This is a genomic window from Kribbella orskensis, assembly GCF_004342085.1.
GTDB lineage: Bacteria > Actinomycetota > Actinomycetes > Propionibacteriales > Kribbellaceae > Kribbella > Kribbella orskensis.
Window position 1 is genome coordinate 645,654 of record NZ_SLWM01000001.1, and the last position, 15,247, is coordinate 660,900.

Consider the following 15,247-nt stretch of genomic DNA (forward strand, 5'->3'; position numbering starts at 1 on the left):
GTCAGCCGAGGCCCTTGAGGAGCTGGCGGCCATGACGATTCGTTGGACCTGGTTGGTGCCCTCGTAGATCTGGGTGATCTTCGAGAGGCGTGAAGGATCCCTGGTCCCCGCAAACTCAAGGAGCTTCTGACCTGCGGTTTCATCACCCAAGGGTTTCCGCCACTAGTCACCAGTTGCCGATGTCCGACGGAGCAGCAACGGAGCAGGAGGAGCGTCAGCTCCCGCGTCGCACCCCTCGAGCTGGGCGGGAATTGACGGGAGGTCGAACCCCTAACCACCGCTTTCTGAGCCCAAACCGCTCATCGCCTGCGATCAGCCCGCAAGAGCGCTCATGACCTGGGCTTATGCCTAACTGAGCATCTCACCGACACTCAGCATTATCACTCTCTGCCGCTGAATCACGTGAGTTAAGACGTGAGTGCTCCGCGGGCCCGATGTGCGCCAAGACGCCCATCGAGTAACCGGCGACACCCGGTCGTTCCTCGTCCGCACCTTCCGTGGCAGCGAGGGCCGCCGGCTGGGCCGGACGCTGCTGTCGGACAAGTTCACGCTGATCGACAACCTGGACGCGCTTGACGGACATCGATATCCCTAGTCATAATCATGGTTAGTCAATTTCTTGGGTAGGGAATGCTCATGGGCCTTCGGCACGCAGTACTGGCAGCGTTGTGCGACGACGAGTACAGCGGCTACCAGCTGGCCAAGGCCTTCGATGTCGGGGTGGCGAACTTCTGGTCCGCCTCATCGCAGCAGCTGTACTCCGAGCTGACCCGGCTCGAGCAGGCCGGGTTGATCAGCGGCCGCGAGGTGGTCCAGCTGGACCGGCCGAACAAGCGGGTGTTCACAGTGACGCCGGCCGGGCTCGAGGAGCTGGCGAAGTTCGCGGCGGCGGATTCCAAGCCGCTGTCGTTCCGCGACGACCTGCTGGTCAAGATCCAGGTGATCGACCAGCTCGATCCGGAACCGGTGATCGCCCAGCTCGAGGAGCGGGCCGCAGAGGCGTCGGCCAAACTCGAACTCTTCGGCCAGATCCTGCTCCGGCTGCGCGGCGACCTCGACGAGCAGACCTATCTGCGGCGGGGTGAGCAGATCGGGCCTTACCTGACCTGCCTGGGCGGCATCCGGTTCCAGCAGGTCGTGCGCGACTGGTCGACCACGACCGCCGAAGTGCTACGCCAACGGAGGGGAACGTCATGACTTACCAGCGCTATGTCGCCCTGGGAGACAGCCAGACGGAGGGGCTCGGCGACTGGGACGGGAGCGCCGGCTATCGGGGTTGGGCCGATCGGCTGGCCGATCAGCTGGCTGAGGCGAACCCGGGCCTGCAGTACGCCAATCTCGCTATCCGTGGCCTCGGAACCGCCCAGATCCGGGCTGGGCAACTGGAGCCGGCCCTGGCCCTGCAGCCCGACATCGCAACCGTGTTGGGCGGGATGAACGACCTGATCCGGCCGGGCTTCCGCGCTGCCGAGGTCGTCGCGGACCTCGAGGAGATCTTCGTGGCTCTGACGGCCGCCGGTGCGGTGGTCGCCACGGTCACGCTGCCTGACATCGGGAAGATCGCGCCGCTCGCCAAGCGCCTGCGACCCCGCGTGATCGAGTTCAACGCCCGGATCACAGCCGCCGCGGACAGGCACGGCGTACTGGTGGCCGACACCTTCCCGCACGCGTTCGCCACCGACCCGAGAATGTGGAGCGCGGATCGCCTGCATGCCAGCCCACTTGGTCATGCCCGTATCGCCGCCGCGATGAGCCACGTGTTCGGCCTGCCTGGCAGCGACGACGCCTGGACGCTCCCGTTGGAACCCCAAGCCCGCCCGACACCCTGGCAAGCCACCCGCACCGAGCTGGCCTGGATAGCCTCCTTCGTCACCCCCTGGGCCTACCGTCGCCTTCGAGGTCGCTCCACCGCCGATGGCCGGACCGCCAAACGCCCGCACTTGACCCCGGTCGCCCTCCCCTGACACTCACTGGCGGGAGCCTGGTCAGGTGAGGGTCCGCCAGGGGCTGGGGGTGGTGAGCGGGCGAAGAAGCGCAGGATGCCGGGGTTGAGTAGCAGCAGTACAGCCGTTGGCGCTAATCCCCAGATTCGCTGGTCAACCGGCCTGACGCTACGGTTCCGCCGTGCCGGTGGAGTTCTTGACTGATGAGCGGGCCGAGTCGTACGGGGCGTTCCGCCTGGAGCCGAGCCGTCCGGAGCTGGAGCGGTTCGTCCTCCTCGACGATGAGGACCGCCGGTTGATCGGTAAACGCCGTGGTGATCACTCGCGGCTGGGGTTCGCGTTGCAGGTTTGCATGGTCCGCTACGTCGGGTTGTTCCTGGTCGATCGGCTCGATGTGCGGTGGCCGGTGGTGGAGTACCTCGCCGAGCAGCTCGGCCTGGCGGACCCGTCGGTGGTGAAGATCTACATCGATCGGGAGAAGACCGCCTACGAGCATGCCTGGGAGATCGAGCAGGCTTTCGGCTACCACAAGTACGACGACCCGGATTGGGGCCGCAAGTTCCGCACGTTCCTCTACGGCCGCGCCTGGACCCATGCCGAAGGCCCGGTCGCATTGTTCAACCACCCGACCGCGTGGCTGCGGCGCCATCGGGTGCTGCTGCCAGGGGTGGGCGTGCTGGCGCGGCAGGTGTCGGCCGCGCGGACCGCAGCGGAGGATCGGCTGCACGCCACGGTCGCCCGCGCGACGTTCCGCGCGCATCCTGCACTGCCGCCGGCGCTGGTCGGGCTGCTCGCGGTACCCGACGGTGAGGGCCGATCGGAGCTGGAACGGCTGCGGCGGTCGCCGACGCGCTCGACGGGCACGGCGATGGCGCAGGCGCTGGATCGGGTCAACGAGATCTCCGCGTACAGGCTGGCCGGGTGAATTTGTCGCGGGTGCCGGTGAACCGGCTGGCGACGCTGGCGCAGTACGGGATGTAGAGCAAGGCTGCGGTCCTCGAGCGCACCCCAGAGCCGCGGCGTACGGCGCTGATGACCGCGGTGGTCCGGAATCTGGAGGCGCAGGCGATCGACGACGCGCTGGACCTGTTCGTGCTGCTTATTGCCACCCGCAACGAACTCGCCGCCCAAGGCGTCGTGGCGGGTGAGAACAGCGACGCCACGTTGTGCTCGCAGGAGCGGATCTGGTCGATCCACGCCAAGAAGCGTGGCCCCAACCGCAACGTCGGCCCACCTGTGCACGACGACCTGGTGAAACGCGGGTTCACCGAGCTGGCGCCGAACTTGGTCTGGCTGACCACGCCGCTTCACCCATCAGCCGCCCCGCCTCTGCCAGGCTCGAGGTCCAGCAGGAACCAGGCGGCACTGTTCGGGGCCAGCTTCTCGCCGGCTTCGGGGTCGCTGGCGATCAGCAGGGCGCCGTCGACCGGGTTGCAGACCGGTTGCGACGAACAGTTGACGACGCAGGCGAACCCGTCGCCGCGAGTGAACGCGAGAACGCCGGGCTCCGTCGGCAGCCATCGCAGGTCGTCGGACCCGATCACCGGGATCCGGTGCCGCAGCGCCAGCGCCTCGCGATAGAGGTGCAGCATCGAGTCGCCACTGCCGAGCAACAGGTCCGCCGCATGGTCCGCGAACCAGTCCGGCTGCGGTAGCCACGCCGTTTCCGGAGTTCCGTCCGGTGAGAACCCGAAGGACTTGTGTGCCGCTGTCCACGGTAGCGGCACCCGACAGCCGTCCCGGCCCCGCCGAACGCCGCCGCTGCGGTGGAACATCGGGTCGGTCAGCACGTGCTCCGGCAGGTCCGTGACCTCCGGCAGCCCCAGCTCCTCGCCTTGATACAGGTACGACGATCCCGGCAGCGCCAACATCAACAGGGCCGCCGCACGCGCCCGGGCCAGGCCGAGGTCGAGATCGCCGGGTCCGACACCTGGTGCTCCCCCGGCATACCGGGTGACGGACCTCGGCATGTCGTGGTTGTTCAGCACCCAGGCGACTGATGAGCCGGACCCGGCGATCGTCGCGAGCCCCCGGTCGATCACGTCGCACAGCGCCTTGTCGTCCCACTCGGTGCGGAGGAACTCGAAGAAGAAAGTCTGGTGCAGCTCGTCCGGACGCTGGTACTGCGCGACCTGCTCCGTGTCCAGTAGGCCGACCTCGCCGACCAGAACCCGCTCCCGGCCGGTCCGCCGCGTGTACTCCTGCGCGATCGCTCGCCAGCTGCGCCACACATCGTGCACCTCGGGCTGGTTCCAGGCGTGGGGGTTGACCGGGTCACCGGTGAGCTCGTCCAGGCCGGCGTGCTCGTGGTCCGGCAGGCCTTCGGCCTTGTGCAGCCCGTGCGCGACGTCGATCCGCAGGCCGTCCACGCCGCGGTCGAGCCAGAAGCGCACGACCTCCTCGAAGTACGACGAGACATCCGGGTGCCGCCAGTTGAAGTCCGGCTGCTCGGCGGCGAACGTGTGCAAGTACCACTGGCCGTCCGCGACCCGCTGCCACGCGGGGCCGCCGAAGATCGACCGCCAGTTGTTCGGCGGCAACTCGCCGTCCTCGCCCTGCCCGTCAGCGAAGTGGAAGCGGGCCCGCTCCGGGCTGCCCGGACCAGCCGCCAGGGCCCCGGTGAACCAGGGGTGCTCGACCGAGCAGTGGTTCGGTACGACGTCGACGATCACCTTGAGGTCGAGCCGGTGGGCATCCCGGATCAGCCGGTCGAAGGACTCGAGCGTCCCGTACTCCGGATGCACGCCGCGGTAGTCGGAGATGTCGTACCCGTGATCGTGCTGCGGTGAGGGGTAGAACGGGTTGAGCCACAGCCCGTCGACGCCCAGACTGCGCAGGTACGGCAATCGGGCGCGGACGCCGTCGAGGTCGCCGATACCGTCACCGTCGGAGTCGGCGAAGCTGCGCAGGTAGACCTGGTAGATGACCGCGTTCCGCCACCAGTCGTGGGTGCTGCCCGAGAGTGGCGGGCAGGTCGGTTCGGCAGACATCGGGCACCTCGGCAACGTGGGTGGGACAACGTTGTCAGTAACGATCCCGGTGCGGCGCCGCCCGAACATCGGTACACCTACGGATTTGGCTACGTACTTACCGAAAGATCTGGCAAAACTAGCGCTCGAGGTGGTCGGTGACCCAGCGGGCGATCTGGGCGCGGGAGCTGAAGCCGAGCTTGGTGAGGATGTGCTCGACGTGGGTCTCGGCGGTGCGCTGCGAGATGACCAGGCGGGCGGCGATCTCCCGGTTGCTCAGGCCCTCACCGACCAGCCCCGCGATCTCGAGCTCCCGCCGCGTCAGGCGCCCGGCCATCCCAGGCTTCGCGGCCCCGTCACGTTCGGTCTCCTCCCCCAGCGCCAGCGCGACCGCCTGCTCGAACGAGTACGCCGCGCCCTGCGCGAAAGCGGCGTCGAAGACCTCGTCACCGACCGTCGACCGGATCCGCTGCTCGGTCTGATCGTCGAACTGGCTGTACGGCGTCATCCCGACGACATACGCACCATTCGACCGCCACACCGCCCGGGAGGCGCCCATCAGCCGGGCCGCACGCTCGTCGGGCGCATCCGACCCGGCACACCACGACAGCGCCTGCACGCTGAAGCCCATCCCGGTCCGGTCATTCACCGGCTGCCACAGCCGGATCGACTCCCGCAGGGAGAGCGTCGCCTTGTCGAACTGGTTGTGATCCCGCCACTGGACGAGGCCGATAGTCCACAGGGCGTACCCCTTCGCCGAGTCCGCGCCACGGGACTCGGTCAGCTCGTACGCCTGCCGGCCGAAGTCCTCGACCCGAGGATCGCCGAGGAAGAAGGTTGCCGCAGACAACAAGATCAGAACGTCGAACTCGCCCTGCACGTCCCCGACCGCGCGGTGTCCGACCAGACCGCGCTCGAGCTGGGCGACGGCTCCGACGAGATCACCTTGCAGGATCAGCATGTGACCCGACAGCTCGGCGATCCGAGCCCGCATGTGATCGTCGTCGTACCGCTCGGCAAGCTCCTCGTACTCGGTCAGCAGCCGGGTCGCCTGCTCGGCCTCATCCAGGAACGAGGCCAGGTAGCTGCCCGCCCACAGGCCCTTCGCCCGGGTCGGTGTCTGTTCCGGCGCCGCGTCGATCGCCCGGCTGAGGTATCGATGGCCCTCCCGCAGGAAGCCGGCGAACCAGAACATCCAGATCGGCGCCGCGATCTCCAGCGCGGCCGGACCTTCGCCCGGCTCGGCCAGGCAGAAGTCGAGCGCGGCGCGGAGGTTGTCGTGCTCGCGACGCAGCTGCAGGTACCAGTCGGCCTGCCGCGGGCCGAAGCTCTCCGCCTCCCAGCGAGCCGCCAGCGACCGGTAGTAGTCGCGGTGCCGGAACCGGAACTCACGTGTCTGCCCGGCCTCGGCGAGCCGCAGCCCGCCGTACTGACCGATCGTCGTGAGCATGTCGTACCAGGCGGCCGTGTGGGCGGTACCCATCATGCGGGTGATGATCGACTTGTCCACCAGTCCGGCCACTAGGTTGAGCACCGCGTCACATGGGATGCCGTCTCCCGAGCACACTTCCTCCGCGCCCTCCAGGTCGAAGCCGCCGGCGAAGACCGACAGCCGATCCCACAGCATCCGCTCGGCCGGCGAGCAGAGGTCATAGCTCCAGCCGACAGCTGCGTCCAGCGCCCGCTGCCTGGCTGGTCGGGCTTGCCGTCCAGTCGCGAGCAGCCGGAAGCGGTCCTCGAGCCGATCGAGAATCTGCGACAGCGACAGCGTCCGCATCCAGACCGCCGCGAGCTCGAGAGCCAGCGGCACGCCGTCCAGCCGCCGGCACACCTCGATCACCTGGGCCCGGTTGGTCTCGCCGATCACGAACTCCGGCAGCACCGCGCGGACCCGGTCGGCGAAGAGCACCACCGACTCGTACTGGCCGGCGTCGGCGACCGGCGCTTCCACGGGTGGCGTTGACAACGGGGGCACCGACAGAACCTGCTCCCCCTCCACGCCGAGCACGTGCCGGCTGGTCGCCAGAATCCGCAGCTGCGGCGCGGCCGCAAGTAGCTTGCTCACCAGTACGGCGCACGCCTCGGCAACCTGCTCACAGTTGTCGAGCACCAGGAGCAGGTGCCTATCCTCCAGGTACTCCGCCAGGTCGGCCGTCGGGTTCGCCGACACGCGGCTCAGTTCGAGCCTCTGCGCCAGGGTGAGTCCGAGCAGCGCCGGGTCCCGCAATGCGGCCAGCTCGACGAACCAGACTCCGTCTCCGAACGTCCGTCGTACCTCTGCCGCCATCCGCAGCGCCAGGCGCGTCTTGCCGACCCCCCCGACTCCGGTCAGCGTCAGCAGGCGGCTGCTTGACAGCAACCGCCTCGTGTCCGCCAGCGCACGACGCCGCCCCACGAAACTCGTCAGCTCAGCCGGCAACCGCCCACGAACCGCCGCAGGCCTCGACTCGGCCATGCCTCAGCCTAGGCCCGATCCTCCTGCTTGAGACCGGCTCAAGCCGGTCTCAAGCAGGGAGTGGTCCGCCTCGCCATCGCTGCCTCTGGTTATGGGTGGACCGCAGGCAGCGTCATCACCCGACGGGCTGCCGGGCTCCGTCAACCTGTCCGGAACTGCTGTTCGCCGGCTCAGCCTGCTCGCCATTGCCCGAGTAGAGGACGATGACGTTGATGATGGCCGCAGGGACCAGCAGGCAGAGAGCCACGACCAGCGTCAACGGCGAGACATCGGCGCTTGAGTCGATGAGGTCCCAGCGGCCGATAGCGATCGCCGCGCCGATGCAAGCCAGGAGTGTTGTCTCGAGTACGTTGAGGTGTTCGTTGGCGCGCACGTGGAACCCAGCGGCCATCAGGCTGATGACGGCGAGGCCGATGGCCGCCAGCGGGGTCAGCCACGGCAGCGTTCCGGTCGCCTTGGGCAGCACCAGACCCACGGCGGCGAGGACCTCCGCGACGCCAACGAGGATCACCTGGGCGCGGGGCAGGTCGGCGAACCCGGTCCAGCGGTCGATGCCGCGGCCGAGCACCTTCGGGGCTCCACCCGCGAGAAAGAAGAAGGCAAGGAAGCCTTGGGCGATCCAGAGAACGACGTGCAACGTTGTGTTCATGTTACTGCTCCTTCGCGTACGGGAAGGTCTGGCGGTCGGGTCGTCGCTGCTTCCCTCTGCGGGACGCTTCCTTCCGCTGCCCACCCTGATGCCGAAAATTTGCACGAGAGATAATATGGGAACCGTATCATCTCTGTTCAGCATCAGCAAGCGCGCCGGAGGGCGGCGTCCTCGACGATCCAGTCCTCGGAGTCGTCGCCTGTCGTGGATGACCTCCGACGGATCACGGCGACGTTCGAGCACATATGCTATTGATAAGTTATGGATCTCGTGTAATAGAGTGCGGATACCACCGCCGGGATCTCCGCCGCTCCGGTCCGGCTGTACCGAACGACAGGACGAGGTCGCTCGCGACGGCAAGGAGATCCCGCAAGAGCATGCTCAGCTGCCGCACCTCGAGTCCGGGACTCCCGTTGGCGATTTGTCCCTCGACGGACCCCGTTCCACACAAGCGTGACGTACGGCTCCTCCCGGCCGCCAGACTCGGAGGTGGTGAGGAGTCAGCAGCGTGACCGAACCCGGCGAGGCAGCTCCCTGGCCACGATCACCTTGACCCAGAGTCTCCGACAGGGACAGCAGCGTGAGACCCTCCACCTGCGGCGATCGCCAAGTAATCTCTGGAGGCCTGGAGTGGCCCGAGAGCTAGGCTTCGGCCTCAGCGAGCGTCGCAGTGGCGGACTGGCCAGCGGTGGTAGTGCGTTGGAGGAAGTCGACGAGGAGCTCCAGGTCGCCCTCGGAGTAGTCCGCCAGGACGTTGTCCATCGTGCTGTTCATGCCCGAGTAGAGGTGGAAGACCTCGGCATTGCGGTCGCGGAGGGCGCGCACAGTAACGGCACGGCGGTCGGTGGCCTCCGGGTCGCGCTCGCGGGTGATCCAGCCGCCCCGTTGCAGGCGGTCGAGCACGCCCGTCATCGTCGCCGGATGCAGCCCCGCCCGCCTTGCCACGGTGCTCGGGCTCATCGGGCCGTACCGGCTGATGAGCTCAAGGCAGTCCAGGTCGACGTCCTTCAGTTCTAGGTGCGCGCCGACCTGGTGGTTGAGCAACGACAGCTCGTTGCTCAACTCCCGCAGCAAATCCTTGATCTCGGTCGCCAGCCGCCGGCGGCGTCGCGCCAGGTTGGAAGACCCCGGACTCATAAAATCTGCTCCTCGTGTCGTACGACGTACGCACAATATCCTACTCAGCCAGCGCCGATCTGCACCACGAAGACAGATTGATGGCCCAGCACCACGGACAGAGAGATCAACGCGAAGCTACCAACTCCGTCAGGGAATGAGCACGATCTTCCCCCGCAGGTGACCGGTCTCGCTGTGGCCGTGAGCGGCCGCCGCTTCGGAGAGCGGATATGCGCGCTCGATGTTCAGCTGCAGCGTTCCTTCGAGGACCATTGCGAGCGCGTCCACCACGACGTCTCGGCGCGGGTTCGCGGGCATGAGGGAGAACGACACTCCGTACTCGGGGGCACTGCGGTCGCCGATCGTCAACACGCGTTCGGGCGAGCCGGTCAGCTCGATCGACGCGGGTAACGCGTCACGCCCCGCACAGTCGAACGCCCAATCCACGCCGTCGGGGGCGACAGATCGTACGCGCTCGGCGAGGCCGACTCCATAAGTCACGGGCGTCACGCCAAGAGCGCGCAGGTAGTCGTGATTGGCGACGCCAGCCGTCCCGATGACGTTGATAGCCCGCGTTTTGGCGATTTGCGCGGCGACCGACCCAACGCCGCCGGCCGCAGCATGAACGAGGAGCGTTCCGCCAGGGGCGACAGCGAGTAGGTCAAGTGCGCGCGCCGCAGTCTCGGCAGCGATCCCGATGGCACCCGCAACCTCCCATGGCACCTTCGCGGGCTTTCGAATGAGGCTGTCTGCGATGGCGAACTCACGGTACGAGCCATTCTTCGGCCAGGCAACGACCTCGTCGCCTACTTTCCAGTCGTCGACGCCTTCACCAATCTCGTCGACGACGCCTGCCAGCTCCATCCCGAGAACGTGAGGCAGGGCCGTGGGAAACATCGCCTCCATCACGCCCCGGCGGACCTTGACGTCCAGCGGATTCACGCCCGCGGCGCGCACACCGATGCGCACCTCCCCGGGCCCGGGATGCGGCTCCTCGACATCGACGTACCGGAGCACGTCAGGCGACCCAAACTCGGTGAAGACCACTGCCTTCGACCGGCGTCGATCCGCCATGCGCACGCTCCTCAGTTGTTCGGTCATCAGACAATACTTCTAGCATGCAGAACTATCCTGAGGCAAGAATGGCGTCCTATAAATCAGGAGCGCTGTCCTGCATGGAAGACGACACTGAGCGGTGGCCACGGTCTCTGCTAGACGTGTCGCCCTCGGCCGGGCCGCCGTTGCGGCGCCGCTCTGCGCGGTCGAAGGCGTTGGCGATGCCGTCAGCCAGCTGGGCGCCGTTCACCTCGAGCCGGTCGTCTTGAGGAGGACGCGCGGACTGGGCGCCTCTGTCGCGCTGCTTCGGCGAGCTGGTCGAGGACGACGCGTACGGCGGGGTGACGGGCGCCACCCGGTCGGGTCGGAGCCGACGAAGCTGTCCTCGACGTTCTGGAAGAGGAGTCGGACCTATCCCAGCCTTCTCAGTGCCGGAGGTTCGGTGCCTTTGGGCGTGTACGGCTTGATCGATCGAGGTTCCAGCGCGCTGGAGTAGACGATGCTGGTGGTGATGGATCCGAGCCCAGCCAGACGTCCGGTGACCTGTTCGAGATGAGCCATCGAGTGCGCGATCACCTGGAGGACAAAGCAGTCGGCTCCGGTGACGTGATGAGCTGACGTGACCTCGGGAGTCGTGGCGAGCAGGTCGTGCATCGGCTTGTAGTTGCCGTGCGGGTACTTGAGTCGCACGAACGCGGCGATGCCGTAGCCGAGGGCTTCCGTGTTGATGGACGCGCGGTAGCCCTCGATGACTCCGGCTTCTTCCAGCCGCCGGACCCGTTCGGTGGTGGCGGCTGCGGACAGCGAGATCGCCCGTCCGAGCTCGGTCATCGAGATCCGCCCGTCGGTTTGAAGCACCTCGAGGATGCGACTGTCGGTCTCGTCCAGGCGTAACAAGGGATCTCCTGCTTAGCTGAGGATTCTTCCTCGATATTATCGGTCAGCCCTCGCGAGCGCCAGGATATTTGCCTGTGGTCGGGTGGAGCCAGCGCCGACGATTGAGTCATGACCACTCACGCTGTCAGTGCCTCTGAGCACTTCGCCGCCAAGCTCCGCTACGAGATCGACCCCGCAGACCTCGCAACACTTCGCGGCGGCGGGGCTCGGCCGCTGGTGATCGACGTCCGCAGCCTCGCCTCATGGAAGCAAGGCCGGATCGCGGGAGCCGTCCACATCCCCGGAGATGAGTTGGAACTGAGGGCGGCGGTGGAGGTTCCCCGCGACGCCGACGTGATCGTTTACTGCTGGGGTCCTGGCTGCAATGGCAGCACCAAAGCTGCGTTGGTACTGAGTCAGCTCGGCTACTCGGTTCGAGAGCTGATCGGCGGTTTCGAGTACTGGGCCAGGGAAGGACTGCAGATCGAGAACGAGTCCGGTCGGTCGCGGCTTCCAATTGACGGCCTGACTGCGCCGCTGGTCGGATGACCTCGACCTCCCAAGCACTGAAGCCGACGTTCGGGCGGTCATTCCATCTGTTATGGGCCGGTCAAAGTGCCAGCCTCATCGGTGATCAGATCACGCTGATAGCGCTACCGCTGGTGGCAGTCACGTTCGCACACGGAACCCCGGCTGACGTAGGGCTCCTGGGCGCATGTCTGCGCATCCCTTTCCTCCTGATCGGGCTACAGGCCGGTGTGTGGGTCGGACGGCTCGGGCTCGCCCGGTCGATGCTCGCCGCAGACATCGTTCGGGGCCTCGCCATCGCCCTCGTAGTGATGGCAATCGGCCTGGGCGCAGCGGACCTTTGGCTGCTGGTGATCGCGGTCTCCGCCGTCGGCGTCGCAACGGTCTTCTTTCAGGTGTCGTATCAGTCGTTCGTTCCCGAGATCGTTTCGCAGGAAGGCCTGTGGCACGGGGCCAACACCCGACTCACGTTGTCGGAATCGCTGTCCTTGCTGATCGGGCCGGCGGTCGGTGGACTGGCGATCGGATTGCTGACCCTCCGCGGTGCATTGGTCCTCGACGTGATGACCTATGTCGCCAGTGTGATATCCCTCGCGCTCATTCTGGTTGGTCGTGCGAGCGCCCGGACCCGAGACCCGGCACCTATCCCTCGGATTGCCACCCGGCGGGCTGTTTGGGAGGGGATGCGATATGTGCGCCGTAGTCCGGTACTGCGGGCCATCATGTGGACTGGTGCGGCCTACAACCTAGGCGCGGCCATGTTCGAGACCTTGCTCGTCCTGTTCGGCATCCAGACCCCTGCACGCCGGTCCGACCGAGGTCGGTCTTGCCATCGGCATCGGTGGCATCGGATTTCCCTTGGGGAGCCTCCTTTCGAGTCGCTTCAACAGCCGCGTCGGTATGGGCCCAGCCCTGATCTGGGCAGCGATCCCGTCGGTAGGAGGCATCCTCGTCTCAGCGTTGGCGTTCGGTCGACCTGCGTTGGCAGTCGTTGCCGCCGGCGTGTTCATCGTCGGGATAGGGCAAGGGTGCTTCGGCGTCAACGCAGTCACGCTGAGGCAGCGCTACAGCAGTCCTGAGATGCGTGCGCGCGCCACGGCGGTGCATCGATTCGTGTCCTGGGGAGCATTGCCTGGCGGAGCGTTGCTGGGCGGGTTCATCGGACAAGTCGCCGGACTCCGCTCGGCGCTGGTCTGTGCGTCTGTCATCGCCTCGCTGTGCTTCATCCCGCTGCTCCGCTCACCCCTCCGCAGCACGACACGCTAGCTGGTCCGCGGGTACGCGAATGCCACTGCAGCGAGGGGGTGGGACAGACACCGGACCTCGCGACTTTCGTGGGCATGCGGCTGTAGATGGTTATGAGCTCAACCGCCGAAACGTAGCCGCATGGTCGGCGACCCATCGGGCGAAGGTGCGATCGGAACAGCCGATAAGCCGGCGTACCTGGTCGGTGCGGTCGCCGGCTGCCCCCACTCCGCGCGCGGATCTGGCCATCAGAGCGGTGACGAACTCCTCCGGCTGGCCATTCGCGACCAGTGCACTCGCGGATGTTTCCGGCGGGACCTCCTCGAATCGGAGCGGCCGGCAACTCCGTCGGCCGACGATCCTGGTGGTCAAGGTTGGGGGCTGACCAGTCCTGTCTGGTAGGCGATGACCACCAGTTGCGCACGGTCGCGGGCACCGAGTTTCACCATGGCGCGGCTGACATGGGTGCGTGCGGTGGCTGGGCTGAGGAACAGCTCGGCGCCGATCTCGTCGTTGCTCATGCCCTGACCGACCAGGGCCACGACTTCTCGTTCCCGTTCGGTGAGCACCGCGAGCCGTTCCTCGGCCGTCTTGCTGGCTGTTCGTCGGGCGGTGAACTGTGAGATGAGGCGGCGGGTGATTCGCGGTGCGAGCAGCGAGTCTCCCGCGGCGACAACGCGTATGCCGTGGAGGAGCTCGGCGGGGCCGGCGTCCTTCAGCAGGAACCCACTGGCGCCGGCCTGGAGTCCCTCGAAGACGTACGCGTCCGTGTCGTAGGTGGTCAGGATGAGGATGCGGACGTGCTCGAGTCCGTGTGTCGTGGCGATCTGCCTGGTGGCCTCGATGCCATCCATCTTCGGCATCCGGATGTCCATCAGTACGACGTCGGGCCGGGTGGCTCGGGCTTGCTCGACAGCCTGAGCGCCGTTGGTGGCTTCGCTTACCACTTCGATGCCGTCCTCGGCATCGAGGAGCAACCTGAAGCCTGATCTCACCAGACCCTCGTCGTCGACGAGTAGCACCTTGATTGGGATGTCGTCGAAGGACGTGTTCAATGGCCCGCTCCTCCCACCGGCGCAAAGGGTAGTCGTGCGCTCACCGCGAACCCGCCGTCAGCTCTCGGCCCGGCGTCGAGGTCGCCGCCCAGGAGTGAACACCGCTCGCGCATGCCTGTGATCCCACGCCCGGGTACGGCGGATGTCCCGCCATCGTGGGAGGTATCGCCACGCTCGTTGGTCACACACAACTCGAGGGAGTCGACTCCATAGACGAGCCTGATTGTCACGCGGGTCGAACCGACGTGGCGGATCACGTTGGTGATCGACTCCTGAAGGATTCGGTACGCCGCACTGTCTACCGCGCTGGGCAGTGCCTCGGTCGCCGGCGCACTCTCGAGCTTGATGTCGAGTCCGGCGTGGCGTGCCTGTGCGATCAGTTCGTCGATCTGTCCGAGGCCCGGGTGCGGCACTCGCCCGTCGTGGGCATCGCGGAGCACACCGAGGATCGACCGCATCTCGCGCAGCGCCTGGGAGCTGGTCTTCTCGATGGCCTCGAGTGCCTCGCGTGTCCGTTCGGGCCGTTTGTCGAATAGGTGGGCTGTGACGCCGGACTGAACGTTGATGATGGCGATGGCGTGAGCGACGGTGTCGTGGACCTCGCGTGCGATCCTGAGTCGTTCTTCGTCGACCCGGGCCCGTGCTTCCTCCTCGCGGGTTCGTTCAGCCAGCTCGGCTCGCTCCAGTGCGTCGGCAGCGATCACGCGTCGGGTCCGGACCGACTCGCCGAGGGCGGCACTCATCACCGACGCCCCGATCCGGAAGAACACCCACCCGATGGCGGCCCGTGGCTCGACGTTGGCTGCGGCGACGAGCCAATCGACGGCTAGCACCGCGATCACGGCCCCGGCGATCGCCAGCGACCAGCGGCCGTCGCCATACGCAGTGAGGGTGTAGAGGGCGACGAAGAGCCCGAGCCAGCCGGGCCCGTCCGGGAAGTCCAGGGTGTAGTAGATCAGGCTGGTGAGCGCGATGATCGCGACGACCGCCACCGGGAACTGGCGCCGCAGGACAACGACGACGCCACTTGCGATCAGCAGGATGTATCCGAGGTGGCCGAGGTCCGCGAGGGGCCGTAGCACCGATTCGGGATCCGCTGCCACTTTGGCCAGGGTGCCTTGGACCTGCATCACAGTGATGAAGAGCGCGATCAACAAGTCCAGCGCGAACGCAGGCAGGTGTAACGAGGCAGCGCGGGCTTGCATGTCGCGATCATAGGTCTTCCGGCCGCGGCATGGAGTGCTGTCAGCTGCGCGGGCGACTACGACGAGGAGCGCGGTCCGACCGCGGCACGTCTACGTCGAACTGCGTAGATGGTGTCGTCGTCAAACGGACGACCCGGCCTCCTTGTCGAC

General features: G+C 66.9%; 14 protein-coding genes and 2 pseudogenes. 8 read left to right on the top strand and 8 right to left on the bottom strand.

What is annotated here, in order from left to right; all coding sequences use genetic code 11:
- Positions 1–436 precede the first annotated feature (436 nt).
- From EV644_RS44365 to EV644_RS03190, 5 genes and pseudogenes are all read left to right on the top strand, one after another.
- Positions 437–595: a hypothetical protein gene (locus tag EV644_RS44365; RefSeq protein ID WP_158292728.1), complete on the top strand. Its 159-nt coding sequence runs from the start codon at positions 437–439 to the stop codon at positions 593–595.
- A 41-nt stretch (positions 596–636) separates the two neighbouring features.
- Positions 637–1,197, top strand: coding sequence for a PadR family transcriptional regulator (locus EV644_RS03175; RefSeq protein ID WP_132187038.1), 561 nt, complete (start codon positions 637–639; stop codon positions 1,195–1,197).
- Positions 1,194–1,964, top strand: a complete 771-nt coding sequence (locus tag EV644_RS03180) for an SGNH/GDSL hydrolase family protein (RefSeq protein ID WP_132187037.1) — start codon at positions 1,194–1,196, stop codon at positions 1,962–1,964. The genes EV644_RS03175 and EV644_RS03180 overlap by 4 nt, the downstream gene beginning before the upstream one ends.
- A 160-nt stretch (positions 1,965–2,124) precedes the next feature.
- Positions 2,125–2,868, top strand: a complete 744-nt coding sequence (locus tag EV644_RS03185; RefSeq protein WP_132187036.1) for a DUF4158 domain-containing protein — start codon at positions 2,125–2,127, stop codon at positions 2,866–2,868.
- Between the two features lie 188 nt (positions 2,869–3,056).
- A pseudogene (locus EV644_RS03190) lies at positions 3,057–3,239 on the top strand (IS3 family transposase); the annotation flags it as partial.
- An 11-nt stretch (positions 3,240–3,250) separates the two neighbouring features.
- Here EV644_RS03190 and EV644_RS03195 read toward each other — a convergent pair.
- From EV644_RS03195 to EV644_RS03220, 6 genes are all read right to left on the bottom strand, one after another.
- Positions 3,251–4,933, bottom strand: a complete 1,683-nt coding sequence (locus EV644_RS03195; RefSeq protein WP_132187035.1) for a glycoside hydrolase family 13 protein — start codon at positions 4,931–4,933, stop codon at positions 3,251–3,253.
- Positions 4,934–5,051: 118 nt separating this feature from the next.
- A complete protein-coding gene (locus EV644_RS45970) occupies positions 5,052–7,367 on the bottom strand; it encodes an ATP-binding protein (RefSeq protein WP_132187034.1) in 2,316 nt (771 codons plus the stop codon).
- 115 nt (positions 7,368–7,482) lie between these two features.
- Entirely contained in the window at positions 7,483–8,016 is a 534-nt protein-coding gene (locus tag EV644_RS03205) for a DoxX family protein (RefSeq protein ID WP_132187033.1), read from the bottom strand.
- A gap of 642 nt (positions 8,017–8,658) precedes the next feature.
- Entirely contained in the window at positions 8,659–9,153 is a 495-nt protein-coding gene (locus EV644_RS03210) for a MarR family winged helix-turn-helix transcriptional regulator (protein WP_132187032.1), read from the bottom strand.
- 129 nt (positions 9,154–9,282) lie between these two features.
- Entirely contained in the window at positions 9,283–10,233 is a 951-nt protein-coding gene (locus EV644_RS03215; RefSeq protein WP_241997786.1) for an NADP-dependent oxidoreductase, read from the bottom strand.
- Between the two features lie 366 nt (positions 10,234–10,599).
- Entirely contained in the window at positions 10,600–11,085 is a 486-nt protein-coding gene (locus EV644_RS03220) for an Lrp/AsnC family transcriptional regulator (protein ID WP_241997784.1), read from the bottom strand.
- A 108-nt stretch (positions 11,086–11,193) separates the two neighbouring features.
- On the opposite strand from EV644_RS03220, the gene EV644_RS03225 reads away from it, so the two are divergent.
- The 3 genes and pseudogenes from EV644_RS03225 (at position 11,194) to EV644_RS47075 (ending at position 12,858) form a co-directional block, all read left to right on the top strand.
- Complete coding sequence (locus tag EV644_RS03225; protein WP_132187031.1) at positions 11,194–11,613, top strand: rhodanese-like domain-containing protein; 420 nt, start codon at positions 11,194–11,196, stop codon at positions 11,611–11,613.
- Positions 11,610–12,371, top strand: a pseudogene (locus tag EV644_RS47070) (MFS transporter); the annotation flags it as partial. The gene EV644_RS03225 and the pseudogene EV644_RS47070, both read left to right, overlap by 4 nt.
- A gap of 67 nt (positions 12,372–12,438) precedes the next feature.
- A complete protein-coding gene (locus EV644_RS47075; RefSeq protein ID WP_255511277.1) occupies positions 12,439–12,858 on the top strand; it encodes an MFS transporter in 420 nt (139 codons plus the stop codon).
- Between the two features lie 347 nt (positions 12,859–13,205).
- Here the strand turns inward: EV644_RS47075 and EV644_RS03240 are convergent, their stop codons facing one another.
- Together EV644_RS03240 and EV644_RS03245 are read right to left on the bottom strand one after the other, a co-directional pair.
- Positions 13,206–13,892, bottom strand: coding sequence for a response regulator transcription factor (locus tag EV644_RS03240; RefSeq protein ID WP_132187028.1), 687 nt, complete (start codon positions 13,890–13,892; stop codon positions 13,206–13,208).
- On the bottom strand, positions 13,889–15,097 hold the full coding sequence (locus tag EV644_RS03245) for a sensor histidine kinase (RefSeq protein ID WP_132187027.1): 1,209 nt from the start codon (positions 15,095–15,097) through the stop codon (positions 13,889–13,891). The genes EV644_RS03240 and EV644_RS03245 overlap by 4 nt, the downstream gene beginning before the upstream one ends.
- Between the last annotated feature and the right edge of the window lie 150 nt (positions 15,098–15,247).